Consider the following 25,686-nt stretch of genomic DNA (forward strand, 5'->3'; position numbering starts at 1 on the left):
CCTGAATCTTCTGGAGTGGCTGGCGGTGTTGCTTCAAACGGGCTGACTGAGGGGGTGCCCACCTTGTTGGGTGCGGTGTGGAGCTGCGGTGGTGTCGGCGTCGAAGGCCACCTTGCCCCCGACGACGGTCATGCGGGCGTGGTTTGCCAGTAGCCCGGAAGGTTCGGCGGCGAGGGGGTTGCTGTCCAGTACGGTGAAGTCCGCGAGGTAGCCGGCAGCGATGCGGCCCTGCCGGTCCTCGGTCCGGCAGGAGAACGCGGCGTCACGGGTCGCGTGGCGGAGTGCGTCGGCGAGGTCCAGGGCGTATCCGGGCAGGTTGGCTTCGAGGGTGGGGTCCAGGGCCGAGCGCCTGGTGGATGCGACATACATGTTGGGCAAGGGCTGATGCGGGGCGGTCGGTGCGTCGGTACTGAGGGCCAGGGTTGCGCCTGCGTCGGTGAATTCGGTCCAGGGGTATGCCCTCTCGGTGCGGTGGTCTCCCAGCACGCTTTGCCAGTTTTCCTGAATGGCGGGGTCGGCGTGGACGGGCTGCATCGAAGCCACCACGCCGAGCGCTGCAAGCCGCCTGACGTTATCCTCCGTCACCGTTTCGAGGTGTTCGATGCGGTGCCTGCGGTCCCGGGGACCGTTACGCCGGTATGCCTCCTCCAGGGCGTCCAGGGCTATGTCGGATGCCTCATCACCTATGGCGTGCAGTGCTATCTGGAGTCCGGCTGCGTCGGCCGCGGTTACGACGGGGGTCAGGGAACCGCGGTCCCAGATAGGCGCACAGGAGCTGCCGTCGGCGTACGGCTCCTTCATGGCTGCTGTGCAACTATCAATAACGCCGTCAACAACGAGCTTGATTCCGCAGATCTGCAGCCAGTCACCGTTCAGCTCAGCGGCCAGGCGGACGGCCTTTACTACTTGCGCCACGTTCCCGGCCTCGGTTTCTCGGCGGGCCACCAGGACGTGCCCTTTGACCCTGATCGGGAGGGTGTTGTTGTGCCGAACCAGGGCACGCCGGAAGGCGGCAAGGTCATCGTCCTGCACGGCCATGTCCACCGCTGCCGTGACCCCGACGGCGAGATAGTTGGTGAAGGCCTCCTCCAGCTGGGCATCCCGGTCTTCGTCGGTGGCGTAGGCGGCGAGGGCGGGCCAGACGATTTGCTGGGCCGCAGTCTCGTACAGCATCCCGTCGGCTTTCCCGGTTTCCGGGTTCCGGCCGATGCGTCCGCCGATGGGGTCGGGGGTATTGTCATCAATTCCCAGTTCCGCCAGGGCGACGCTGTTGACCCATACCGAGTGCAGGTCGTTGGCATCCAGGTAAACGGGACGCTCCGGTACTGCTTCGTCCAGCAAGTCCCGGGTGGGGTGCTTCCCGGCCAGTGAACTGTAGAGCCATCCGGCGCCCAGGATTCGTCGTGCGTCGGTGCCGTCGGCTGCCTCTCGGAGGCGGCGCTGCAGATCAGCCAGGTCGGTACCCTCGCGCAGCGGGACCTTTTGCAAAGCCTGCCCCATCATCAAAAGGTGTGTGTGCGCGTCGATGAATCCGGGAAGGACAAAGCCGCCACCGAGGTCCACTTCAGCAGCACCCTCTCCTGCCGCGTGACGTGCGTCGGCCTCATTTCCTACGTGGATGAAGCGGGAACCATCCACCACGAAGGCGTCGGCGAGGGAGTCGTCGGCGGTGAAGACGGTGGCATTGGTGTACAGCGTGCGAGGCAAGGCAGTGCTTTCTGTGGGGAAGGGGCGGGACATCAGGCGATCGCCGCCTGGTTGAGGTCCAGGGATGGGTCGCTGGTGCCGGCCTTTTCGGTGCGGACTGAAATCCTTGAAATGAGGAGCAACGGAACCATCAGGACCAGTGTCATGCCTGCCAGGATGTAACCGAGGACGTCGTAACCGGCGGCGGCTGAGACGAAGGTTCCGAAGAACGGAGCGAACGAGGACCCGACCAGATAGACCCCGAGTACCGGTGCGGACCAGCGGCCGGCCGCGTCCAGCGCAGCTGCTGTGGCCACGATGTAGATAAATGCCAGCATGTAGAGGGTGTTCCAGGCGATGATGACGGCCATGTACCAGCCGGGATCAGTGACGATTCCCGAGAGCATCTTCAGGGCAGCGCCGGCCAGCAGGGCCACCGCCAGCGGTATTGTCCGGCCAAGCCGTCGCCCGGCCAGTCCGACAAGTCCGGAGGCGATGAGGCCGCCTAAGGTCGACAGGCTCAGGACCAGCCCCATACCGGTTTCGTCCAGCTGCGCCTGATCCGCGCCCATGGTCGCGGCGACAGCCCACAGCGAGTCTTCGCTGAGCGCCCACAAAGCGAAGCATGCGAGCAGCCCGAAGCCTGCCAGGGCTGTTGTCTTCGAGGCCTTCCTGGGCTGGGACACGGCCGGGAGGGCTTCGGTCGACGGGCGGTCCGGCAGCCAGGCAGTGGTGAACAATGCGGCCAGGGCCAGGCCCGCCAGCAGGCCAAATGCGCTGCCCATGCCCGCGCCCAGAACAGGAATGACGAAGAGGATAACCGATACGATCGCGCGGTTCGTGAATCCGCTGATGCCGGATGCGCGGTCGGGATTGCGAAGAGCGCCCAGGGCGGCACCGCCAGCCGAAACCGCTCCTCCGGCTCCAAGACCACCCACCAGGACGCCGGCAATGACGAAGGGCGCCGACGGAATGAAGGCAGCAGCACCGAAACCCGCCGCGGCCAATACCAGCCCGGCACGGGCAATGAGGTACCTCCCGTTTCGAGACGCCCACTTTGACGTCAGGAGGCAGGTGACCGCGCACGCAAGGAGCGAACCCGTCATGAGTGTCCCCGCCTCGGTATCTGAGAAGCCGGGTTCTCCCGTAAGAGCGACGATCATGACGGGCACCAGGTTGGCGGTCATGAAGCCGACGACGCTGATACCGAATACCGAGATGGCCCGTGTAGCGGTGAGGGGAACGCGCCCTGTTTGGTGGTCCTGGGACATGGACTGCTCCTTGCTGGGATGGAGTGAAGGCCGTCACAAAATGAATGGCCTTCATTTATTATGAGGATGACCGCTCCCCAGCACAAGGGTTTTTATGAAAGCCTTTCAGAAATCCATTTTCACCCCTTGGCGCAGCCCGGCAAGGAGCATCTCCACGGCAAAGGCGAAAGCCGCCTCGGACCGCTTCGCCGGAGGGCCGAGGTTGGCTATGGCCGCGGAAAGCGCCGGAAACTGGCCTGATGGGGGAGACCAGACAACTTCCGGAGCGGTAAGCTCCAGGGCCGAACCGAGAACGAGGTAGTCCACGGTGGTGATGGCGGGAACAACCGCGGAAGCTGCCAAGCCAGCCTTTCCCAAAACGATGGCCATGTCCTCGTAAATCCCCATGACGCCCAGATCCCGAACTGTCTGGGTCACCAAGAGCGGCACCAGGCGGGGATGCTCCAGCAGGCAGGTACGGTAACCATGCGCCAACGTGCGAAGTGCGTCCTCCCACGAGAGGTTCTCCGTATCGAGAAGAGGCCGACTGGAAAAGACGCGCCCGCGCATGAGCTCGATGATGTGCTCACGGTTCTCGATGTAGTTATATAGGGCTGATTGGCTGACCCCCAGCTCCTTCGCAACCTTAGGAAAGCTGAAGTCTCCGAAGGCATCCACCAGTGACAATGCCGTACTGACGATGGCATCGACGGACAGGAGTGGCGATCGTGGGCGCGGCATGGGACTCCTTGACGGGGATAGGGTCCATTCAATCTAACTGGCCTTTCCCACTTGCGAATGCCATCAGGATGATTCCAGTCACCGATCATTTGGACCGGGTGATCTCGTCGACATGAGCGAGTCGTTCCAGGCCGGCCTGTCTGTACTTGCGCGCTTCGCATGCACATAGAGACCACCGCACTTTGCATCGTCCCCAGCGCCTGCGTGGCCTCCCCGGGGAACTGGCTAGGCCGCTACCGGGCGATTGTGAACGCGTCGGTGAAGGTGTAGTCCTTGGCCGGAACGAACCTGGCGGAAAGCTTGTCGGCTGTGACCGTCACGTCCAGGGTGCCGAAGGCCGGATTCTTGTTCCCGCCGGACCAGGTGGCGAAATATCCGGCCTCCGGGTCGTTGTCGTTGACGTCGTAGAAGCTCTCCCCACCTACTCCCACGGTGGTGAAGACCGTTCCGGCGCCCTTGACCATGGTGGCGTCCGGGTCTGTGATGCAGCCGGGCACCACGGCGTCGGGGACCAGAGCGGGACAGGCGGGTCCGGTCCCGAGCTGGTGGGTGCGTTGGTAAATGTGGTCATGCCCGGTCAATACCAGGTCCACCTTCTTCGCGAGCAGCATGCTTGCGAAGTCCTGGCCGACCTTGCAGTCGTACTGGCCCACGCTCAGGCACGGGGCGTGCATGCCGACGACAGTCCAGGGGATGTTCGCCGTCCTGGCCCCGTCGATGGCATTCGCGGTCCAATTCCAGCGTTCGCTCCCGCTTGAGAAGTCCAGGTGTTGCTCGTTCTGGAAGTCGATGCCGGGAGATACCATGACAAACCGCACCAGGGGGTCCTGCTGCGGGACGTCCACGTACCACTGCGTTCCGTAGTCCCCCTGAATTCCGGGCAGCCTGTTGGGCAGGCACTGGACGAATTTTGCGATGTCACCGTCGCTGCGGTCGCTTTCGTGGTTGCCGGTGAGAAGCTCATAGGGGAAGTCGGAGCCCAGTTTCTCCTTGACCATGTCGCAGAACCGGTCCTCGATCCCGGCCCTGTAGGAGAAGTCGCCGAGGGCGAGGTTGAACTGGGGCCGGAGATCGGCGATGGTGTCCAGCACCTGCCTGGATTCTTTCCGGACGCCGATGTCGGCCTGGGCGGTGAAGTGCACCGCCGCCGCCGGGGTCGACGAAGCGGACAGCGTCGGTTCCGAGGATCCCGGAGCGGCTGAGGATCCCGGCGGCGGCGATGGCGCGGGGCTGTCCAGTGCACACCCAGCCAGCATCAAAGCCAAACTGGCCAGAGCCGCGCTGAGGATGGTGCCCGTTCCGCGCAGTGCTGAGTTCTTCACAATGCCTCCTGCCGGATGCGAAATCCATGACAAACGCCACGGTACTAGCGTCGCCCGGCGGTGCTGAGAAATCACTGAACGGTGCCGGCGTCGACCCTGACCGGAGGTCACACCGTTTCTGGTGGCAGATCCCCACGGATATTTGATTCGGTTTCAGGCCTCCCTGGGTTGAGCGCGAAAACATCCACCGACCTGTGCACTATCAGCCGCAGCCGTCAGGCGGAGCAGCCGTCGGGGCCGCAGGCCTCTCCGGCGCCGTCGCCGGTGGCATTGACCAGCACCAGCGGGTTGCTGTCCTGCCAGGCCTGTTCGAGGGCCGCGGTGAAGGTCTCTGCCGGCTGGGCGCCGGACAGCCCGAACTTCCGGTCGATCACGAAGAACGGTACGCCGTTGATACCGAGGGCCCGGCCCTCCTCGAAGTCCTGCCGGACGTCGGCGGCGTACTTGTCGGTGCTGAACAGCTCCGCTACTTCGCCGGCGTCGATCCCGAGGTCCAGTCCCAGGGACGTGAGGTAATCCTGGTTGCCGATGTCCTTGCCGTGCTCGAAGTGGTCGCTGAGCAGCCGTTCTTTCGCGGCGTCCTGCTTGCCGTGGGCAGCGGCGAGGTGGATCAGGCGGTGCGCGGTGAAGCTGTTGGCAACCACGACGTCGTCGAAACGGTAGTTGAGGCCCTCGGCTTTGGCCTGGGCGGCCACGTGCTCGAACATTCCGGAGACCTGGTCCGGTGCCATCCCCTTGCGCGTGCTCAGGTAGTCCAGTTCGGTGCCCTCGTAGTGGTCCGGGAGGGTGGGATCCAGCTGGTAGCTGCGCCACATCACCTCGACGGACTCGCGGTGCGGGAAGGCCGCGAGGGCGGTTTCAAAGCGGCGCTTGCCGATGTAGCACCAGGGGCAGGCCACGTCGGACCAGATCTCAATCTTCATGCTGCCCACAACCCCGGAAGGAGCGGCGGCATTCCCGGAGGGGTTGTCGGCTTGGTCACGGCGGTCAGGCGGCCGGAAGCCGGAGCCCGTCAGGGCCGGATCGCCCGCTCCATCACGAAGTCGTGTTCCACCGTGCTGCCGAGTTTGAAGGACTTGGTGCCGACCCTGTGGAACCCTGATTTCGAATAGAAGCGGATGGCGCGGGCGTTCTGGCTGTTCACGCCCAGCCAAAGCCCGCGGGCGCCCGCCGCGGCGGCCGCGGCGATGCTGGCGTGCATCAGTTCGGCCGCGGCGCCGAGGCCATGGTGATCCGGGTGGACATAGCATTTGCTCAGTTCGGTGCAGGGGAGTTCGGACAGGACCGCGGCCACCTCGGGGTCCTGCGCCGGACGGGCCACGAGCAGGCTGTAGCCGCGGAGTTCACCGGCCTCGTCGATCACCAGCACGGTCACCGCGGGGTCGGCGAGGTAGGCGCGGAAGTTGTCCGGGCCCAGGGTGCTTGCCACGTGCGCCGCGATGTCCTCGGGCGCGGACCCGGGAGGGCAAGCGAGAGGGAAGGTGACGGCGGCCAGCTTGGCCAGCCGGCCGGCGTCGTCCGTGGTTGCCGTCCTGATTACATGCGTCATGGTTGAATCTCCCGGCCGGTGCTGATTTTGCCATGATAGTCCAGCGTCCCAGGCGGCGATCGCTGTCCCGAAACTCTAGTGGGCGGCGGCCTGCCAACCCGGCAGCGCACTCAGAGGCTGCGGAGGAAAGCGAGCCCCCTTTCAGCCAGTTGGTCCTGGCTCGGGGCGAGGGGCCGCCAGATCGACGCCGCCACGGCGATGGCAGCATTCTCGGCCGTGAAACTTTCAATGTTCAGCGGTCCCCGGTAGCCCACGTCGGTCAGGACCTGCAGGAAGCCTTTCCAGTCCGTCTGGTCCCCGCCGGGGGCGCCGCGGTCGTTCCCGCAGACCTGCACGTGCACCAGATGTTCTCCGGCGGCCCGGACCGCCGCGGCCACGGAACGCTCCTCGATGTGGAGGTGGTAACTGTCCAGCGCGAGGCCGACGCCGTTCCCGAGCAGCGGACCCAGCGCCTCAAGCGCTTGCTCCACCGTGTTCATTAGCGACGTTTCATACCTGTTCAGTGGCTCGATGCCCAACACCACACCCGCCTCCTGGGCCCGGGCGGCGAGCGGCTGAAGGTTGCGGCGCAACTCCGCGTAGGTGTCGCTCCGCTGCTCCCGCGACATCCGCCAGACCCGGCCGGTTTGAGCGTAGAAGGGTCCGCAGACCGTGGGCGAACCGATGCTGCCGGCCAGGGCGATGCAGGCTGCCAGGTAGGCCTGGGTCCTTTCCACGGAAGCCGGATCCGCAGCGACCAGGTCCCGCCCCGGTGCCATGGCCCCGACAAGAAAGGGCTTGAGCCCGTTTCCCTCCAGGGATTCCAGCACCTTTCCCGCGGTGAAGTCGCCGTCGTTTTCCAGCGGGAGTTCGACGGCGTCAAACCCCAGGCTGGCGATTTTCGCCAACAACCCCGGGAGGTTGAAGTCGGTCAAGGGTGACTCCCAGACCCAGGTGCTGATCCCGATCAGTCGTTCCACGCTGCCACCTTTGCCGCCGCGTCAGGGGATCTGCCGTTGCTGCCACACCTGCGGGTAGCCGGCCAGGTCCTCGCCGCCGAACTTGGCGTAGTGCCCGCCGGGCATGCCCTGGTTGCGCTGGAGCCATTCGTCGAGTTCGTCCGCGAGGATGGGCTTCTGGGGCAGGACCCATTCGGCCGGGATCTGCTCGCCCTTGAAGATCTTTTCCAACGCCAGCAGCGGGGTCCGCCATTGGAAGTTGGAGTAGACCGGGGCCATGGCGGTGATCCCGGTTTGCTTCCACTTGGTCAGGAAGCTCATCTCATCCTCGCCGGTCATTACGGGCAGGTCCTTGCCGGCGTCCTCGAAGGCCTCGAGGGCAGCTACGGCACCGTCGCCGGCGTCCATCCAGACGCCTTTGACGTCGCCCGTGGCCAGTTCATCGGAGATGATCTTCTTGATCTCGGTGGGGTCTGCTCCGGTGAAGTAGTCCTTGGCCTGAATGCCCTTTTCCTCGAAGATCTTCTTGGCCGCCGCCCAGCGGTGTTCCAGCACGTCCACACCCGGGAGGATGCGCAGGGCCACCACCTTGTCGCCGGACTGAAGCTTTTCGCTCAGGAAAGTGGCGGTGTCGATGCCCCAGGCAAACCCGCCGATCGGGTGGATGAACGTGGTGGCGCAGTCAGTCTCCACGCCGCGGTCAAACACCACCACGGGCTTGCCCGTCTGGCAGGCACGTTCGACCGCCTGGGTCAGGGCTGCGGTGGAGTTGGGCGAGATGACAAACGCACCGCAGTTGCCCTCTGCGATGAAGTAGTCGATGTCCGCGATTTGGGTGTTGTCATTGTCCTTGGCGTCCCGGGTTTCCATCTCGGAGATGACCCCGGAGCTCTGGAGTGCCTTCAGCTGCTGATTCATGGTGATCCAGCCGGTCTGCCGCCAGGGGTTGGAGATCGAGGCGTTGGCGAAGCAGACCTTTTGCGCTCCCTGGGCCGCGAACTTGGCCGTGTCCGTCATATCGCCCGCGATGTACTGCAGGTAGGGCTGTTCCGCACTCCCTTCAAAGCTTGCCGAGCGCTGCTGGAACTGTGTGTCGTAGAGCGCCTGGCTAAACCAGTCTTTGCTGGCGGGAGTGGTTGCCGCCGGAGAGCCGGTGCCGGCGCCCGTGGTTTGGGTGACGGATGGGTCGGTGGTGGTGCACGCGGTCAGGGCCACCAGCGGCAATGCTGCGGCAAGGGCGATCACGCGGACAGAGTTATTGCGCATCAGACTCGTTCTCCTCCTTGTTCGGTGCCCTCGGCGGGCGTGGGTGCTGCGGCCAGCTGATGCTGTTCGTCATGGGCAGCGAAACTGGCTCCCTTGCGCTTGCGCTGCCATGACCTGGAAGCTGCTGCCACAGCGATGATGATGATTGCTCCCTGGACCGTGTCCCGCCATGTTGCCTGGACCCCCATGAAGTTCAGGAGGGTGAACAGGGACTCGAGGGCGAACGCCCCCGCCGCGGCGGACAGGACCCAGCCGCGTCCACCTCCCAGCACGACGCCCCCGAGAACGACGGCGGTGATCGCCGTGAACTCGTAACCGCGCCCCACCGACGGATGCACGCCCGCATAACCCACGAGCAGGATGCCGGCCACGGTTGCCGACAATGACGACAACATGAAGGCCCGCGTCCGCACCCACCAGACGGGCGAGCCGGCAAGTGCGGCCGCCGCAGGATTGTCGCCCACCGCGATCAGCATGCGGCCGAAGGGCCGGCGCATCAGGGCGAAGGCCGCGACCGCCACCGCCGTCAGGATAATGACCGGGTAGGGAATGATGTCCAGGACCGGAACATCCTGGATGCCGCCGCGTCCGATCTGGCGGAAACTGTCCGCAGGGTTCCCCTGCGCGGCACCGCCGGTCCAGTAGAGAACCAGCCCCAGCAGCGCCAGCATCATGCCCAGCGTGACAATGAAACTCGGGACCTGCAGCAGCGTGGTGATCAGTCCGTTCACCAGTCCGATGAAGGCTCCAAGCGCAAGCATCAGGATCAGCACCGGAATCACCTTGGAGTCGTCCCGCCCGATCAAGTTGCCGGCGATGATGACCTGCATGGTCACGACCGATCCCATCGACAGGTCGAATTCCCCGCCGACAATGACGAAGTACTGGCCGATTGCCGCGATGGCAATGGGGGCAGTCCTGCCGATGAAACGGATGAAGGAGCTCGGCTCCCCGAAGGAGGGATTCAACACGATGATGGCCGCCAGGAGGCCGATCAACAGGATGAAGACGGCGCCGCCCGGGGTGCGCATGCCGCGCAGGAGCCGTTCGGAACGGCTGGCACGGTTCTGCTTGAGAATTGCGCTGCGCTCGGAGTTCAGCGCCGTACTCATGGCCCCTCCGCATGGACAGCCTGAGCCGCGGGCATTTCCGCGGACTTCTTCGCGGCGAACCGTGCAGGCCTGCTGACGATCCGGCGCCGGGCGTAGACGGCGACGGCGACGACGATGACTACGCCCCTGACCACGTCCTTCAGGAAGGGGTTGACCTGCATGACGGACATGATGTTGTCCATCATGGCGAAGATGAGGACGCCGCCGAGGGTACCGGTGATGGTCCCCTTTCCACCGGAAAGCAGCGTGCCGCCGAGGACAACTGCCGCAATGGAGAGCAGATCGTAGCCGCCTTGGGAACCCACAGTAGGACTTCCTACCCCCAGTCTGCTGGCCAGGAGCAGCCCTGCCATCCCGGCCAGGACCGAGCAGATCACATGCGCCGTGATGACCGGCACGTCAACGCGGATTCCGGACGTACGGGCCACGGCAAGGTCGCCGCCCACGGCGTAAAGATGGTGCCCCACCCGGGTGCGGTGCAGGAGCAGCATGGCCAGGGCCGCGCAGGCCAGCATGATGATGGTGGAGATCGGAACCGGGCCCAGTCCGGTGGCTCCGACGAGGCGGAACGCGAGGGGTGTCTGGCCGAAGCTGCCCTTGAAGTTGGTGGCGAGGTAGCCGCTGATGATCAGGCCCACACCGAGCGTGGCGATGAATCCGTGCACGTTCAGGCGGGCGACAATAAGCCCGTTTGCGAGCCCGACGAGGGCCGCCGCCCCCAGCGTCAGCAGGACTCCGGACAGGACGTTGTTGGGGTTGTTTGCCATCACCCCGGCGGCGATGAGGCTGGCAAGGCTGGTGACGTAGGGAACTGAGAGATCCAGGCTCCCTGCCAGGATGACCAAGGTCTGGCCGATCGCGATGAACCCCAGAACGCTGGTGCCGGTCAGTATGCTCGAGATATTGCCGGGGCTGAAGAAGCTCCGCCCGATGGAGTTCACCAGCACCGCACCCAGGATGAGTGTCACCAGCGCCACAAGGTAGACGATCTGGGTAGAGGAGAGTCTCTGGAAGAATCCGGCGCCCTGTTTCATGCCGCTCCTTCGGGCGCCGTCCGGGCGCCTCCTTCGGGCGCCGTCCTGGCGCCGGTTCCCAGCTGGAGGACTGCTTCCTCCGAGGATCCGGCCGGCAATTCACCGACGAGCCGACCCTCGCGCATCACAAGGATCCGGTCCGACATGCCGATGACTTCCGGCAGCTCACTGGAGACCATCAGGATGGCCTTGCCTTCCGCCGCGAGCTGGCGCATCAGCCGGTACACCGCCACCTTGGCCCCTACGTCGATTCCACGCGTGGGTTCATCAAGCAGGACGAGCCGGGGGCGGATGGCCAGCCACTTGGCGAGGACCACTTTTTGCTGGTTGCCGCCGGACAGGTACTGCACCTCCTGGTCAAGGTCACGGGCTATGACTTCGAGCGAGGAAAATACGCCCGGGATTTCCGTCCTGACAGCTCCCGTGCGGCGCGGAAAGACCGACCGGATCACGCTGAGGGCGTTGTCCAGGATGGACTGGTTCAGGCTCAAGCCCTCGGCCTTGCGGTCCTCCGTAATCAGGGCCATCCGTGCCCGCACGCCTTGGCGGGGCGACCTGGGCATTAGCTCCGCGCCGGCCATGGTCATCGTTCCGCGGGTAAAGGGGGCGGCGCCGAAAATGGCGTGCAGCAATTCCGTGCGCCCGGACCCTTGAAGCCCTGCCAGGCCGACAATCTCACCGGGCCGAATGCTGAGGCTTATCCCGTCCAGCTGTCCGTTGCCGGCGCCCTGCAAGGCGAGGATCGGCTTATCGTCAGCGCCGTCAGCGCCGTTCTCCCGGGGTAGTTTGTCCGGGAAGAAGGCCGAAATGGGCCGGCCCACCATCAGCCGGACCAGTTGGGCGTCGTCGAGTTCGGCGGCGGGTAGGGTGCTGACCACCTTGCCGTCTTTCAGGACGGTGATGTCGTCGCAGAGGTCGAACACTTCGCGGAGCCGGTGGGAGACGTAGAGGATGGCCGTTCCACGCTTCCGGAGGCGGGCCACGATCTGGTAGAGAAGTTCAACTTCGGCGCCAGCCAGGGCGGCGGTGGGCTCGTCCATGGAGATGATCCGGGCGTCATAGCTGACTGCCTTCGCAATTTCCACGACCTGCTGCTCGGCGACCGTCAGGCTCCGCACCTGCATGGTGGGCCGGATCGCGGTGATCCCCAGCGACTCGAGCAACTCCGCCGTTTTCGCATTCATCAGTGCCTTGTTCACCAGCAGCCCCCGGCGCGGCTCCCGGCCAAGGTAGATGTTCTCGGCCACCGTCCGGTCAGGCAGGAGGTTGAACTCCTGGAACACCGATGACAGCCCGGCTTCGTGGGCCTTAGTGGGGTGGCTGAAGTTGACCTCCTGGCCGTCAAGGAGCACGGTTCCGGCGTCAGGCTGGTACACCCCGGCCAGCACCTTCATCAGGGTGGACTTCCCGGCGCCGTTTTCCCCCATGAGCCCGTGCACCTGGCCCCGGTGAAGGCTTAGATGGGCGTCTTCCAGCACGGGGATGCCGAAGAAACTCTTGGTCAGGCCGCGGACTTCCAGGATTGGCGGCGGCGCCGGGGACCCGACATGGGCAGGGGAGCCGACAGGGAGCGCTTCGGAGGCAGACACAGCATCAGTTTCTTTGTGGTTCTCCATTGATGCGTCCTCCACGAGCTAACTGTTACAGGGCCGGTTCGAATCCGTCAAGGAATAAATGAGCGCTAACTATTGCCCCCTTTCGGCCCGGTCCCTGGCGCTGAATGCGGCGTCGAAGGAGGCAGTGGATGCGGGGAAGTCAAATTTTTTGAGGGTGTTGAGGGCTTCGGGGGCGCCGTGCAGGCGGTCCATGCCGGCGTCTTCCCATTCGATGCTGATGGGGCCGGTGTAGCCGATCGCGGTCAGGGCGCGGAAAGATGATTCCCAGGGCACGTCGCCGCGGCCGGCGGAGACGAAGTCCCAGCCGCGGCGCGGGTCGCCCCAGGGCAGGTGCGAGCCGAGGGCGGTGTTCCGGCCGGTGGGGCGGAGCTTGGTGTCCTTGCAGTCGACGTGGTAGATCCGGTCCTTGAAGTCCCAGATGAACGAGACGGGGTCGATGCCCTGCCACATGAAGTGCGACGGGTCCCAGTTAAGCCCGAACGCCGGCCGGTGGCCGATCGCTTCCAAAGCCCGCACGGTGGTCCAGTAGTCGTAGGCGATCTCGGAGGGGTGGACTTCGTGCGCGAAGCGGACCCCGCATTCGTCGAAGACGTCCAGGATGGGGTTCCAGCGGTCGGCGAAGTCCTGATAGCCGGCGTCGATCACTGAGGCCGGCACGGGCGGGAACATGGCGACGTACTGCCAGATGGAGGAGCCGGTAAACCCGACCACCGTGTCCACGCCGAGGGCCTGAGCGAGCCGGGCGGTGTGCTGCATTTCCTCGGCCGCGCGGGTCCGGACGCCTTCGGGGTCGCCGTCGCCCCACACCCTGGCCCCGACGATGGCTTCGTGGCGGAAGTCGATCGGATCATCGCAGACGGCCTGGCCCCTGAGGTGGTTGGAGATGGCCCAGACCTTCAGGTTGTGCTTTTCCAGGACGGCGAGCTTGGACTCGACGTAGCCGGGTTCGTCCCAGCGCCATGCATCCAGGTGGTCGCCGGAGACCGCGATCTCCAGGCCGTCGTAACCCCAGCCGGACGCCAGGCGGGCGACTTCCTCGAAGGGCAGGTCGGCCCACTGGCCGGTGAACAGGGTGTACGGGCGGGGCATGTCAGGCTCCTTCGGAAAGGTCGGCAGTGGCGGCGCTTGTGTGGAAGTCATCCAACTGGACCACCAAGCTTTTGGTCGCGGCGCTTTGCTCCACTGCGGCCAGGACGCGCTGGACAGCCAGTCCGTCCTCGAACGACGGCGAAGGCTGGGTTCCGGCGTCGACCGCCACAAGGAAGTCGCGGATTTCGTGCGTAAACGTGTGCTCCCAGCCAATGACATGGCCCGGGGGCCACCAAGCGCCGATATAGGGGTGCTCCGGCTCATTGACCAGGATGCGGCGGAAGCCCTGCTCGCGGACCGGAAGCGTGGCGTCCAAAAAGCCGAGTTCGTTCAGGTTCTCGAGGTCAAACAGCAGGGATCCTTTGTCGCCGTAGATTTCGAGTTTGAGCGAGTTCTTCTGTCCGGTGGCCACCCGGGAGGCTTCAATAGAGGCGATTGCCCCGGACGCAAGCGTCAGCATCGCCCAGGCGGCGTCGTCGACCGTCACTTCTTCCAGGCCCCGGGCGCCGGGGCGGTGCGAGGTGAACGTGTGCAGCCGTCCGGAGGCTTCGGTAACCCGGTCTGCGAGCAGGAACAGCACCTGGTCGATGGCGTGCGAAGCGATGTCGCCGAGCGCCCCGGAGCCTGCGGTGTCCTTGTTCAGCCGCCAGGTCATCGGCGTCTCCGGGTCCACCAGCCAGTCCTGCAGATACGCGGCGCGGACGTGCCGGATTGTTCCCAGCCTGCCCTCGGTGATCAGTTCGCGGGCGAGGGCCAAGGCGGGGACCCGGCGGTAATTGAAGCCGATCATGGACTGGACGCCGCGGGACTGCGCGCGGTGGGCTGCCGCCGCCATGGCTTCGGCCTCCGCGAGAGTGTTGGCCAGGGGCTTTTCCACGAGCACGTGCTTGCCCGCATCGAGGGCGGCGATGGCAATCTCGGCGTGCAGAAAGCCCGGTGCGCAGATATCCACGATGTCGATGTCGTCCCGGGCAATGATTGACCGCCAGTCCGTGCAGGACTCCGCCCAGCCGTACCTCTTGGCGGCTGCTGCGACTCCGTCCGGGTCCCGGCCGGCCAGGGCCCTCTGTTCGAAGGCCGGAACATCAAAATAGCTGGCCACATTCCGCCACGCGTGGGAGTGGGCCTTGCCCATGAAGGCGTAGCCGATCATGGCCACACCGAGGGGGCGTTGCCCGAGAGGGTGCTGGCCGTGCGTGCTTTCCGGTTGATGCATCGTCCGGGTCCTAGAGAGTCGACACCGTAGGGTCCCAGTCCCCGGGCAGGGCAGGAACCTTGGCGACGGAGCTTTCCACATCCACGAAGGTCTCGGATTCGATCGACTCGCTGATCGAGACCATGGTGTCCAGCACGTGATAGGCCAGGTTTCCGGTGGCGCGGTGTGGCACGCCGGTCCGGATGGAGCGGGCCACGTCCACGACGCCCATGCCGCGGCCCTGGCCCGCGCCCGTAGCGGGGATGACAGTCCACTCTTCGTCGCCGGCCCGCCAAAGATGCACGTCGCCAACAAAATAGTTGGGGTCCGGCAGGGAGATGGTGGCTTCGGTTCCAGTGATCTCCACGAACCCCATCCGCTGCCGCGGGGACTCGAAGCTGAACACGCTGTGGGAGGACTGGCCGCTTTCAAACTGGGCCATGGTACTGACATGGGTGGGGACCTCCACCGCGAATTCCTCGCCCAGCCTGGGGCCGGAACCGATCACCCGGGATTCCTTGGCTTTGGAGCCGATCGCCGCCACCCGCCGCACCGACCCGAACGTCTGGACCAGCGCCGTGAGGTAGTACGGGCCCATGTCAAAGAGGGGCCCGGCGCCGTACTGGAACAGGAACGCAGGGCTCGGGTGCCAGGCCTCCGGGCCGGGGGTCTGGAATGTGGTCATGGCGGTCAGCGGTGTGCCGATATCGCCGCGCTCAATCAGCCGGCGGGCTGTCTGCAGGCCGGCGCCCAGGAATGTGTCCGGCGCGCAGCCGAGCCGGATACCGGCGGCGTCGGCCGCCTTCAGGAGTCCCAGCCCTGACTCGCGGTCCAGTGAGAATGGTTTTTCCGTCCACACGTGCTTGCCGGCGTTAACGGCGGCGGCCGCCACCTCCACATGCGCGGCGGGGATGGTTAGGTTGACAATGATTTCGACGTCGGGATGGTTCAGCGCAGCGTCCACTCCGCCGTGGTTTTCGATCCCGTACTCCTTCGCGCGCGCAGCGGCGGCGTCCTCGAAAAGGTCGGCGATTACGTGGACCTTGACGTCCGGGAAGCTGGTGAGGTTGTCCAGGTACTGTTTGCTGATGTTGCCGGCGCCGATGATTCCTACGCCAACCGGTCCCGAGCCCCGCGGGCCGGCTAACGTGTCTGCTGAGTGGCTCATGCGGGGGCCTTCCCGGCGCTGAGGTAGTTGTAGCTGTCTGTTACGGCCTCGAACATGTCGCCCTTGAAGTCGTCGAGTTCTATCACGCCGACCTCAAGTGAACCTGCGGCTTCGAGCACATCCCAGACGGGCATCCCGCCGTCGCCCACCGCGACCTGGCTGGACGGGTCCGCAGTGACGGGGCCGTCCTTAATATGGATGAATTTCACCCGGTCACCCAGCCGGGCGAGGAGTTCTGCGGGATTCTGGCCACCGACGGCAGCCCAGTAGGTGTCCAATTCGAGGACGAGCCCGGCGTCCAGATGGTCGGCAAGATGCTCCAGCGCGGTCTTGCCGTCGATCATTGACTCAATTTCCCACCAGTGGTTGTGGTAGCCCACGCGGATGCCGTAGCCGGCGGCCTTGGCGGCTGCGGCGTTGAGCTGGGCAGCAGTCTCCTTGATGTCTTCGATCGTGTTCCAGCGCTCGTTCGGCACACAGGGTTCGATCACCGTGCCGATGCCCAACTGCTGGGCGGCCGCAAAGATAGCGTCCTGGTCAGCGCTGAGCAGGGGAGCGTGGCCTGACGGGGCGGTGAGGTTGTTCTCCGCCATGGCCTGCTTGAGTGCAGCGGCGTTCGCGACGAAGTGGTACGGCTCCACCATCGTAAAACCGATGCCTGCCAGACGGCGGATGGTTCCGGCCAGATCCTCTTCCAGGGCGGCGCGGACCGTGTAGAGCTGGATCGAGTATGGCACTGTCTCTCCTCGTCGTCGGGGTGCGAGCTGCCGAAGGGTGCGCGGGATACCGGCCTGTGTGAGCTACCCCACATCCATAAGCTAGGACTACTTGTGCCGGCCGTCAAGCAAAAGTTGAAAGACGGCTTCCAGATTCTGGAGGGTGACACGCAGAACTGCCGCGTGCTATCACTGACTCATGAAGACGCCCCCCGGCACCAAGCCTGCCGCCGCCGAGGCTGCCGGCAGTCTGTCTCGAGCCGGGGACCTGTTCCAGTTGCTGCGCGACGGCAGAGCCCGGACCCGCGCCGAACTGGCCGTCACCACCGGCCTCGCCCGTTCCACGGTCGCCTCCCGGATCGATGCGCTGATGCACTTCGGACTGGTCGGGCCGGCGGGGGAGGCCAGTTCCAGCGGCGGCCGGCCGCCGTCGCGCTTTGCCTTCAACCCCGCCGCCCGGGTGGTGCTGGCGGTGGATGTCGGGGCCACCCACGTAATCATCGCCGTCACCGACCTCGGGGGAACAGTGCTGGCCGAGCGCCGGCTGGCCCGGGACGTTGCCGACGGCCCGGTGCCCGTGCTGGACCGGGTGGTGCTGGAAGGGACCAAACTGCTCAGCCAGGCCGGCCGTGGCGGGGACGACCTCGCCGGCATCGGAATCGGCCTGCCCGGACCGGTGGAGCATGCCACCGGAATGCCGGTGAAGCCGCCGATCATGCCCGGCTGGGACGGGTTCGACGTCGTCCGGCATGTCCAGCGCTCGCTGCCGGTCCCCGTGCTCGTGGACAACGACGTCAACATCATGGCCCTGGGTGAGCGGACCGCTCATTGGCCGGACGAGGACAATCTCCTGTTCATCAAGGTCGCCACCGGAATCGGTGCCGGCATCATCAGCAGCGGCCAGCTTCAGCGCGGCGCCAACGGCACGGCCGGCGATCTCGGCCACGTCCGGGTGCCGCGTGGCGACGACGTGCTGTGCCGCTGCGGCAACTACGGCTGCCTGGAGGCGCTCGCTTCCGGTCCCGCTGTCGCGCACACGCTAACCCTGCAGGGCCTGCCGGCGGACAGCAGCGCCGACGTGCTGCGTCTCGTGGCCGAGGGGAACCTGCAGGCGATCCAGGCCCTGCGCCAGGCGGGCCGCGACTTGGGAGACGTGCTGGCGTCCGTGGTGAACCTGCTCAACCCCTCCACTATCGTGATCGGCGGAAGCCTGGGCCAAGCCGGCGAACACCTCATGGCCGGCGTCCGCGAGGTGGTGTACCGGCGTTCGCTGCCGCTCGCCACCACGCATCTGCGGATTGGCCTGTCCATGGCGGGAGACCAGGCCGCGATCCTGGGCGCCAGCCAGATGGTCACGCAGTACGTGCTCTCACCCGCCGTGATCGAGGCAACCCTGCAGGCAACGGGCTGACGCGGCCAGAAACGTCACATTCCCCGGGTCCGCCAAAGGCGCGTGATAGCAATGGGACTGATGAAACCACATTTCTGTCCGCCCTCCGGGTGCCGGCCCGCCTAATGAGCCACCTTGCCCGGGCGCCGCGCGGATGGCTCCTCATGCTCGCCATCGGCCTCATCGCCTTGAACATGCGCGGCCCCTTGGTGGCCGTAGCCCCGGTGGTGGCGCACATGCGGGACGACCTCGCATTCACCCCGGTGGAATTGGGATTCCTGACGGGGATACCGGTCTTGTGCTTTGCACTGGCGGCCCCGCTGGCGTCGTTGACCGGGCGCAAGCTCGGTCCCGAGTTCGCGATCACGCTGACGCTGCTCGGCGTGCTCCTGGGTGTCGTGGTCCGCTCCTCCGGCGGGGGTGCCCTCGTCATGCTGGGCACCGTGATCCTCGGCGTCGCGATCACGATTGGCAACATCGTGGTCCCGCTGATCATCCGACGGGACTTCACCCCGGCCCGGCAGGGCGCGGCGATGGGCACCTACACGGCGGCCCTCAACATCGGCTCATTTCTCACCTCTATGGTGACTGCGCCGCTGGCCGAGTTCATGGGCTGGCGGCCGGCGATTGCTGCGAGCGGTCTCTTCGCACTGTCTGCCGCAGCGGTCTGGGTGATATCAGTCGGCCGGCACGCGTTCGTTCCTGCTGCCATCCCCGCTGCGGACCCGGGGCGCCCGGCCGGCAAGCTGGCGTCGCGGTGGATCACGGCCGCCCTGACCTTGGGGTTCGCCGGCCAGGCGTTCTCCTACTACGGCGTGACCGCGTGGCTTCCGAGCCTGCTGGCCGACGAACTCGGCATGCCGCCGTCGGCCGCGGGTGCAGGGTCCTCGCTGTTCCAGATCCTCGCCATCGTGGGCGGACTGGGTGTGCCGCTGGCGGCCCGTTTCGCCAGTACGACAGCCGTGGGCCTCACCCTGGGGCTCCTGTGGCTCACGGTCCCCGTCGGCTTGCTGCTGGCTCCGGAGCTGTGGTGGCTGTGGTGTTCCCTGGGCGGTGTGGCCCAAGGCGGGGGCATCACGCTGATCTTCCTGGCCATCATCCGGTTGGCCAGGGACCAGGCCGCGGCAGGCCGGATGTCCGCCGTCGTGCAGGGCGCCGGCTACTGCTTCGGTGCCGTGGCGCCGACCCTGCTGGGCTACGTGCACGGCATCTCCGGCTCGTGGACCGGCCCGCTGCTGATGGTGCTCGGCTCCGTGGCGTTCTTCATCATCGGCACCGCGTTGTCCCTGCGCCACGTCCCCAAGGTCCGCTGAGTCGCGGGGCTCCTCGGACCCCCGGGGCTCCTCGCGCCCGCCGCTGGCCCGCTTCGCCCCGCCGAGATTACAGATAAGGCCCATGTCCGCGTGGAACATGGGCCTTATCTGTCATCTCGACGCCGTCGTCGGTGATGGGTCTTCCGTCGCTGGGCCGCCACCCGGATCTCGGGGTGCCTGTTGCGAAGGGCCCGGCGGCCCAGCGGACGGAAATCTCTGTGCTCCGGACGTGTTGCTGCGGCGTCCTAGGCAGGCACGAGACCGGGATCCCCGGCGGGGGCTTCGCTACCGTCGCGCGCTTCGTGCAGGAAGCGGTCGTACGCCGGCAGTGTCAGGAACGCCGGGAACGAGGTGCTGAGCGTGACTTCCTCAAAGATGTCCCGGGCGTCGGCGAAGCGGTCCCCTTCGAAGCGTTCCAGCCGGATGAACTCCTCGTCCAGCATGTCCTCCACGCCTTCGCGGGTGATGACGTCGCCGGTGTCCGTGATGGCGCGGGCGAAGATCCACTGCCACAGCTGCGAGCGGGAGATCTCCGCGGTGGCGGCGTCCTCCATCAGGTTGTGGATGGCGACGGCGCCGTTGCCGCGCAGCCAGGACTCGATGTAGCGGATGCCGACCTCGATGTTGTTCCGGATGCCCTGTTCGGTGATGGTGCCGGTGGTCGAGGCGATATCGAGCAGTGCGCGGTCATCCGGGGTGACGTCCTCGCGGAGGCGGTCCAGCTGGTTCGGGCGCTCGCCGAGCACACCGTCGAACACTTCCCGGCACACCGGAACCAGGTCCGGATGCGCCACCCAGGAACCGTCGAAGCCGTCCGCGGCCTCACGGGTCTTGTCCGCACGGACCTTTTCGATGGCGATCGCATTGGCGGCCTCGTCCTTGCGGTTGGGGACGGCCGCGGCCATGCCGCCGATCGCCATGGCCCCGCGCTTGTGGCAGGCCCGGACCAGCTGTTCGGTGTAGGCCCGCATGAACGGCTGCGTCATGGTGACCTGGCTGCGGTCCGGCAGCACGAAGCGGGGTCCGCGGGTGCGGAAGTTCTTGATCAGCGAGAAGATGTAGTCCCAGCGGCCGGCGTTCAGCCCCGCCGCGTGGTCGCGCAGCTCGTAGAGGATTTCCTCCATCTCGAAGGCGGCGGTGATGGTTTCGATCAGGACAGTGGCGCGGATGGTGCCCTGCGGAATGCCGAGCAGGTCCTGTGCCAGGACGAAGATGTCATTCCACAGCCGGGCCTCGAGGTGGTTCTCGATCTTCGGGAGGTAGAAGTACGGCCCCTTGCCCTGGGCGATCAGGCGGCGGGCGTTGTGGAAGAAGTACAGGCCGAAGTCGACAATGCCGCCGGCAACCGGCGTCCCGTTGATGAGCATGTGCTTTTCCGGGAGGTGCCAGCCGCGGGGACGGACCACGATCGTGGGCAGGTCCTCGGCGGCGCGGAGCTTGTACTCCTTGCCTTCGGGGGAGGTGAAATCGATCCGGCGTTCCAGCGCGTCCGTGAGGTTGAGCTGGCCCTGGATGACGTTGCGCCACGACGGCGTGGAGGAGTCTTCCATGTCGGCGAGCCACACCTTGGCCCCGGAGTTCAGGGCGTTGATGGTCATCTTCTTGTCCACCGGCCCGGTCATTTCCACACGGCGGTCTTCCAGCCCCGGGGCCGGGGGAGCGACGCGCCAGTTGGGGTCGTTTCGGACCGATTCGGTTTCGCGGAGAAACCGCGGGTCCTGGCCCTTGCTGATCTGCTGCCGGCGTACCTGCCGTGCCTGCAGCAGCTCGCTGCGCCGGGCGGCCGTGGCCCGGTGCAGCTTCGCCACAAAGGCCAAGGCGTCCGGGGTAAGAACCTCGCTCTGCCGGCAAATCGGCTGCGCGGTCAGCGTGATCCCGTTGATGGTGAAGTTGTCAGTGAAGCTGTTCATTTCAATCTCTCCTTCGAGAAGCAAAAGTTCGACGGCGGGTGGTGACGTACGCGCGAGGCCGAAGGTGCCGGTGTTGCGGCAGCCTGCGTAAAAGGGGCCCTGTGTCCGGGCCCGTCCTCGCTCAGCGAGGTCGGACCCGGACATGGGGAATAGCAGGCAGAGCAATGCCGGACCGAAGGCCGGACGCAAGCGCCGCCGTCGGGAAGCTAGTGGAACTGGCCTTCTTCGGTGGATCCCACCAGGGCCAGGGTGGATGCGTTCGGGTTGAGCGCGGTAGCGATGTCGTCGAAGTATCCGGTGCCGACTTCGCGCTGGTGCTTGGTCGCGGTGTAGCCGCGGGACTCGGAGGCGAATTCCTTCTCCTGCAGCTCGACGTAGGCGCTCATGCCTTCCCGGGCGTAGCCGTGGGCAAGATCGAACATCGAGTAGTTCAGGGCGTGGAAGCCGGCCAGGGTGATGAACTGGAACGTGAAGCCCATGGCGCCCAGTTCACGCTGGAACTTGGCGATGGTGGCGTCGTCCAGGTGCTTGCGCCAGTTGAAGGAGGGGGAGCAGTTGTAGGAAAGCATCTGGTCCGGGAAGTCGGCCTTGACGGCCTCGGCGAACTTCTTGGCGAGCTCCAGGTCCGGCGTGCCCGTCTCCATCCAGATCAGGTCAGAGTACGGGGCGTAGGCCTTGGCCCGGGCGATGCAGGGTTCGATCCCGTTGCGGACCTTGTAGAAGCCTTCCGGGGTACGGACCGGCTGTCCCCCCTCGTGGAGGATGAATTCCTGGTCCCGCTCGTCGACGTCGGACGTGATCAGGGTGGCTGCCTCGGCATCGGTGCGGGCGATAACGACCGACGGGGTGCCCGCGACGTCGGCGGCCAGGCGGGCGGCGTTCAGCGTGCGGACGTGCTGCTGCGTGGGAATCAGGACCTTGCCGCCGAGGTGGCCGCACTTCTTCTCCGACGCGAGCTGGTCCTCCCAGTGCACACCCGACGCGCCGGCCTGGATCATGGACTTCATCAGCTCGTAGGCGTTGAGCGGGCCGCCGAAGCCGGCCTCGGCGTCGGCGATGATCGGGACCATCCAGTCCTCGACGGTCTGGATGCCTTCAGAGAACTCGATCTGGTCCGCGCGGAGCAGGGCGTTGTTGATGCGCCGGACCACGGTGGGGACCGAGTTGGCGGGGTAGAGCGACTGGTCCGGGTACGTGTGGCCGGAGTTGTTGGCGTCCGCGGCGACCTGCCAGCCGGAGAGGTAGATGGCGCGGAGCCCGGCCTTGACCTGCTGTACGGCCTGGTTGCCGGTCAGCGCGCCCAGGGCGTTGGTGTACTTACCGGTGCTGTGCTCCTCGGTGAGCTGCTTCCACAGCTTCTCGGCGCCGCGCCGGGCCAGCGTATGTTCTTCGGAGACGCGGCCGCGGAGGCGGATGACGTCCGTTGCCTTGTAGTCACGGGTCACACCTTCCCAGCGCGGGTTGGCGGCCCACTCGAGCTCCAGTGCGGCGGCCTGCTGTTCGGGCGTCTGCTGGGTGGGCTCAAATGCTGCAGTCATCTTTGTCTCCTTGATGGGTCCGGGGCCGGCCGGTCTGCGTCTCTGCAAATCCTGGCCGGTTGTTCCCGGATAGTGATTCTTTCCGTGAGTTCTACTTTTCTTCACTTTCCAAGGGGTTTCTAGACCAAAACCATGGAAAGAAATGCACTTTTTAGCGTATTCTCAAGAAATGCACTCAACCAGCTGGAACCGCCAAGCTCTTTCGCCGTCCGCGCCTGCAGCGGCGGAGGTGGACGTCATCAGCATGGGCCGGCGCGTCCGCCATCTGCGCAAGGCCGCAGGCCTCACGCTCGACGACTTGAGCGCCGCCGTCGGCACAGCGCCAAGCCAGCTGAGCCTGATTGAAAACGGGAAACGCGAGCCCAAACTTGGCCTACTCCAGCAGCTCGCAGCGGCCCTCGGGGTGAGCATCGACGAGCTGCTCGGCGCGGAGCCGCCCAACCGGCGCGCGGCCCTGGAGATCGAGCTGGAACGGTACCAGCGCAGCCCGCTCTACGGATCCCTGAACCTGCCCAAGATCCGCATCAGTTCACGGCTTCCGATGGATGTCCTGGAGTCCATGGTGGGGCTGCAGCATGAGCTTGAACGCCGCCTGAACGAACAGGTCGCGACGCCGGAGGAGGCCCGCCGTGCGAACGGTGAACTGCGGGCGATGATGCGCGAGCGGAACAACTATTTTCCCGAGTACGAGGCCGAGGCGCAGAAGGTCCTCGAGTCGGTGGGGCACACCAGCGGTCCGCTGTCCCATCACGTCATCGCAGACATCGCCGGGCACCTCGGTTTCAGCCTCCACCACGTGGGTGACCTGCCGCATTCGACCCGTTCCGTGACCGATCTTAAGAACCGCCGAATTTACCTCACGCAGAACTCGCGCAGCGACCACGACCCCCGTTCCGTGCTGCTGCAGGCGCTGGGACATTACGTCCTGGGCCACCAGACCCCCAACAACTACGGCGACTTCCTGATGCAGCGGGTGGCCACGAACTACTTCGCCGCGGCGCTACTGCTGCCCGAGCAGGCAACCGTGGAGTTCCTGCAAAAGGCCAAGCAGGCCAAGGAAATCGCGGTCGAGGACATCCGCGACGCGTTCGCCGTGTCCTACGAGACCGCCGCGCACCGTTTCACGAATCTCGCCACCCAGCATCTGGACATCCGCACGCACTTCCAGAAGACGCACAAGAGCGGGATCATCTACAAGGCTTACGAGAACGACGGCGTGACGTTCCCGCAGGACCACACCGGCGCCATCGAGGGCCAGTTCTCATGCCGGAACTGGACATCCCGGGTGGTGTTCGACGTGCCGGACAAGTTCAGCGCCTACAACCAGTACACCGACACCCCCGCCGGGACCTACTGGTGCACCGCCCGGACGGAACGCTCGGCGAACGGCGAGTTCTCGCTCTCCGTGGGCGTCCCCTACGCGCAGGTCAAGTGGTTCCGCGGCCGGGACACCACCGAGCGGTCCAAGTCGACGTGCCCGGACGAGAGCTGCTGCAAACGTCCGCCGGCAGCCCTGGCTGCGGAATGGGCGGGGAACGCCTGGCCGTCGGCGCGGGCCCACTCCCACCTGCTCGCCGCGATGCCGCCCGGGGCTTTCCCCGGTGTGGATGAGACCGAGGTCTACAGCTTCCTCCAAGCGCACTCCGGCAGCTAGGCAGGGTTCCCGCACCTCCGGTGGATCTCTCCGGTCGGTGGACCGTGGCCCTCGTGGCGCCCTCAGCCCAAATCGCCGGAACCTCTCGAGTTCGCCGGAAACTTCCGGCGACCTCGAGGGTTTCCGGCGAACTCAGCCGAGGGCGCGAGCGTGATGGTGGGGGATGCCGTAGCTGATCATCCCGCCGAGCTCCGGGGCCGGCAAGTTAGCGCGGGCCGCCCTGCCAGAGCGCATCAAAGGGTGCGCCCGAAGCCACGCGGTTGCGGATCCCGGCGGTTACGAACGACTTCGCGGTGCGGGCAGCCTCCAGCGGGGTGGCACCCTTGGCCAGTTCGGCCGTCACGGCCGCTGCCAGCGAGCAGCCGGCACCGGAGACCGCGGCTTCACCCACTTTCGGGGCGGACAAGACCTCCAGCGTCTCGCCGTCGTAGTAGACGTCGACGGCGTCGGATCCACTCAGGCGCACGCCGCCCTTGGCGAGCACCGCGGCACCGCTGAGCTCATGGATGCGGACAGCTGCGGCCTTGAGGGATTCGATGTCGGTGATTTCCAGGCCGGACAGCGACTCGGCCTCGAAGTGGTTCGGCGTCACGAACGTGGCTAGCGGCAGGATCTGCGCCTTGAGGGCCTGGTCAGTATCCAGGGCGTGGCCCGGCTCCTGGCCCTTGCAGATCAGCACCGGATCCAGCACAACGTGGGCAAACCCGGAGCCTGCCAAGGCCGAAGCCACGGTCGAAATCGTCGCCGGGCTGCCCAGCATGCCGATCTTCACGGTGTCCAGCACCGACGGTGCACCCGACCCGGCACCGTAGGCCGCCGTCGTCGCCTCAAGCTGATCTTCGATGACCTGCTGATCCACCGGAACGAAGCGGTGGTTCCAGTTGTCCTTGGGGTCGAAGGAGACGATGCAGGTCAGATTGGCGATGCCGAAAACGCCCAGCTCCTGGAAGGTCTTCAGGTCAGCCTGCGCGCCGGCACCACCGGTGGCCTCGGAGCCGGCGATGGTCAGGGCGACAGCGGGGGCGGCCCCAGCACGGGGGAAAAAGTCTCAACAGCGGCAGAAGTCATGGATCCATCCTCCCACCAGGCCGGGAGGGCCCGCATTGTGCTGATGACCAATATGACCAAAAGCCGAGTGTTCCGGATCACGGCACATATGGTGGCGGACGGCGTTGCTTTCTTGCGGCGCCGGATCCAGG

General features: G+C 65.9%; 21 protein-coding genes. 3 read left to right on the plus strand and 18 right to left on the minus strand.

The features are described from left to right. Nucleotides 1–33: 33 nt before the first annotated feature. The 15 genes from OM977_RS02320 to OM977_RS02390 all read right to left on the minus strand — a co-directional run bounded on the left by OM977_RS02320 (nucleotide 34) and on the right by OM977_RS02390 (nucleotide 16,703). Nucleotides 34–1,707 (minus strand): amidohydrolase, encoded by a 1,674-nt coding sequence (locus OM977_RS02320; protein ID WP_264355949.1) that lies wholly within the window; start codon nucleotides 1,705–1,707, stop codon nucleotides 34–36. A 32-nt stretch (nucleotides 1,708–1,739) separates the two neighbouring features. Further along, nucleotides 1,740–2,957, minus strand: a complete 1,218-nt coding sequence (locus OM977_RS02325) for an MFS transporter (protein WP_264355950.1) — start codon at nucleotides 2,955–2,957, stop codon at nucleotides 1,740–1,742. Between the two features lie 105 nt (nucleotides 2,958–3,062). Further along, nucleotides 3,063–3,677, minus strand: a complete 615-nt coding sequence (locus OM977_RS02330; protein WP_264355951.1) for a TetR/AcrR family transcriptional regulator — start codon at nucleotides 3,675–3,677, stop codon at nucleotides 3,063–3,065. Nucleotides 3,678–3,910: 233 nt separating this feature from the next. Further along, nucleotides 3,911–4,999, minus strand: coding sequence for a metallophosphoesterase (locus OM977_RS02335; protein WP_264355952.1), 1,089 nt, complete (start codon nucleotides 4,997–4,999; stop codon nucleotides 3,911–3,913). 215 nt (nucleotides 5,000–5,214) lie between these two features. Beyond that, on the minus strand, nucleotides 5,215–5,922 hold the full coding sequence (locus tag OM977_RS02340) for a DsbA family oxidoreductase (protein ID WP_264355953.1): 708 nt from the start codon (nucleotides 5,920–5,922) through the stop codon (nucleotides 5,215–5,217). A gap of 89 nt (nucleotides 5,923–6,011) precedes the next feature. Beyond that, nucleotides 6,012–6,548, minus strand: coding sequence for a GNAT family N-acetyltransferase (locus tag OM977_RS02345; protein WP_264355954.1), 537 nt, complete (start codon nucleotides 6,546–6,548; stop codon nucleotides 6,012–6,014). Between the two features lie 110 nt (nucleotides 6,549–6,658). Continuing rightward, on the minus strand, nucleotides 6,659–7,507 hold the full coding sequence (locus tag OM977_RS02350) for a sugar phosphate isomerase/epimerase family protein (protein WP_264355955.1): 849 nt from the start codon (nucleotides 7,505–7,507) through the stop codon (nucleotides 6,659–6,661). Between the two features lie 21 nt (nucleotides 7,508–7,528). Next, the gene (locus OM977_RS02355; RefSeq protein WP_264355956.1) at nucleotides 7,529–8,752 is read right to left on the minus strand and encodes a substrate-binding domain-containing protein; all 1,224 of its coding nucleotides are present in this window, start codon (nucleotides 8,750–8,752) and stop codon (nucleotides 7,529–7,531) included. Further along, on the minus strand, nucleotides 8,752–9,864 hold the full coding sequence (locus tag OM977_RS02360) for an ABC transporter permease (RefSeq protein ID WP_264355957.1): 1,113 nt from the start codon (nucleotides 9,862–9,864) through the stop codon (nucleotides 8,752–8,754). The genes OM977_RS02355 and OM977_RS02360 overlap by 1 nt, the downstream gene beginning before the upstream one ends. Next, a complete protein-coding gene (locus tag OM977_RS02365; RefSeq protein WP_264355958.1) occupies nucleotides 9,861–10,898 on the minus strand; it encodes an ABC transporter permease in 1,038 nt (345 codons plus the stop codon). Before OM977_RS02365 ends, OM977_RS02360 begins: the two co-directional genes overlap by 4 nt. Continuing rightward, nucleotides 10,895–12,514: a sugar ABC transporter ATP-binding protein gene (locus tag OM977_RS02370; protein WP_264355959.1), complete on the minus strand. Its 1,620-nt coding sequence runs from the start codon at nucleotides 12,512–12,514 to the stop codon at nucleotides 10,895–10,897. The genes OM977_RS02365 and OM977_RS02370 overlap by 4 nt, the downstream gene beginning before the upstream one ends. A 69-nt stretch (nucleotides 12,515–12,583) precedes the next feature. After that, nucleotides 12,584–13,603 (minus strand): sugar phosphate isomerase/epimerase family protein, encoded by a 1,020-nt coding sequence (locus tag OM977_RS02375; protein WP_264355960.1) that lies wholly within the window; start codon nucleotides 13,601–13,603, stop codon nucleotides 12,584–12,586. A gap of 1 nt (nucleotide 13,604) precedes the next feature. Continuing rightward, on the minus strand, nucleotides 13,605–14,819 hold the full coding sequence (locus OM977_RS02380) for a Gfo/Idh/MocA family protein (protein ID WP_264355961.1): 1,215 nt from the start codon (nucleotides 14,817–14,819) through the stop codon (nucleotides 13,605–13,607). A gap of 10 nt (nucleotides 14,820–14,829) precedes the next feature. After that, the gene (locus tag OM977_RS02385) at nucleotides 14,830–15,966 is read right to left on the minus strand and encodes a Gfo/Idh/MocA family protein (RefSeq protein ID WP_264355962.1); all 1,137 of its coding nucleotides are present in this window, start codon (nucleotides 15,964–15,966) and stop codon (nucleotides 14,830–14,832) included. Further along, nucleotides 15,963–16,703, minus strand: a complete 741-nt coding sequence (locus OM977_RS02390) for a sugar phosphate isomerase/epimerase family protein (protein WP_264355963.1) — start codon at nucleotides 16,701–16,703, stop codon at nucleotides 15,963–15,965. Before OM977_RS02390 ends, OM977_RS02385 begins: the two co-directional genes overlap by 4 nt. Nucleotides 16,704–16,881: 178 nt before the next feature. On the opposite strand from OM977_RS02390, the gene OM977_RS02395 reads away from it, so the two are divergent. Beyond that, the gene (locus OM977_RS02395; RefSeq protein ID WP_264355964.1) at nucleotides 16,882–18,093 is read left to right on the plus strand and encodes an ROK family transcriptional regulator; all 1,212 of its coding nucleotides are present in this window, start codon (nucleotides 16,882–16,884) and stop codon (nucleotides 18,091–18,093) included. A gap of 104 nt (nucleotides 18,094–18,197) precedes the next feature. Then, entirely contained in the window at nucleotides 18,198–19,385 is a 1,188-nt protein-coding gene (locus tag OM977_RS02400) for an MFS transporter (RefSeq protein ID WP_264355965.1), read from the plus strand. 245 nt (nucleotides 19,386–19,630) lie between these two features. Here OM977_RS02400 and aceB read toward each other — a convergent pair whose 3' ends face one another. Together aceB and aceA are read right to left on the minus strand one after the other, a co-directional pair. Then, a complete protein-coding gene (gene aceB, locus OM977_RS02405) occupies nucleotides 19,631–21,295 on the minus strand; it encodes a malate synthase A (RefSeq protein WP_264355966.1) in 1,665 nt (554 codons plus the stop codon). 206 nt (nucleotides 21,296–21,501) lie between these two features. Further along, on the minus strand, nucleotides 21,502–22,833 hold the full coding sequence (gene aceA / locus OM977_RS02410) for an isocitrate lyase (protein WP_264355967.1): 1,332 nt from the start codon (nucleotides 22,831–22,833) through the stop codon (nucleotides 21,502–21,504). A 142-nt stretch (nucleotides 22,834–22,975) separates the two neighbouring features. On the opposite strand from aceA, the gene OM977_RS02415 reads away from it, so the two are divergent. After that, nucleotides 22,976–24,487: a helix-turn-helix transcriptional regulator gene (locus OM977_RS02415; RefSeq protein ID WP_264355968.1), complete on the plus strand. Its 1,512-nt coding sequence runs from the start codon at nucleotides 22,976–22,978 to the stop codon at nucleotides 24,485–24,487. Between the two features lie 205 nt (nucleotides 24,488–24,692). Here OM977_RS02415 and OM977_RS02420 read toward each other — a convergent pair whose 3' ends face one another. Next, nucleotides 24,693–25,496, minus strand: coding sequence for a hydroxymethylpyrimidine/phosphomethylpyrimidine kinase (locus OM977_RS02420; protein WP_264357266.1), 804 nt, complete (start codon nucleotides 25,494–25,496; stop codon nucleotides 24,693–24,695). Nucleotides 25,497–25,686: the final 190 nt, after the last annotated feature.

It is taken from the genome of Pseudarthrobacter sp. MM222 (genome assembly GCF_947090775.1).
GTDB lineage: Bacteria > Actinomycetota > Actinomycetes > Actinomycetales > Micrococcaceae > Arthrobacter.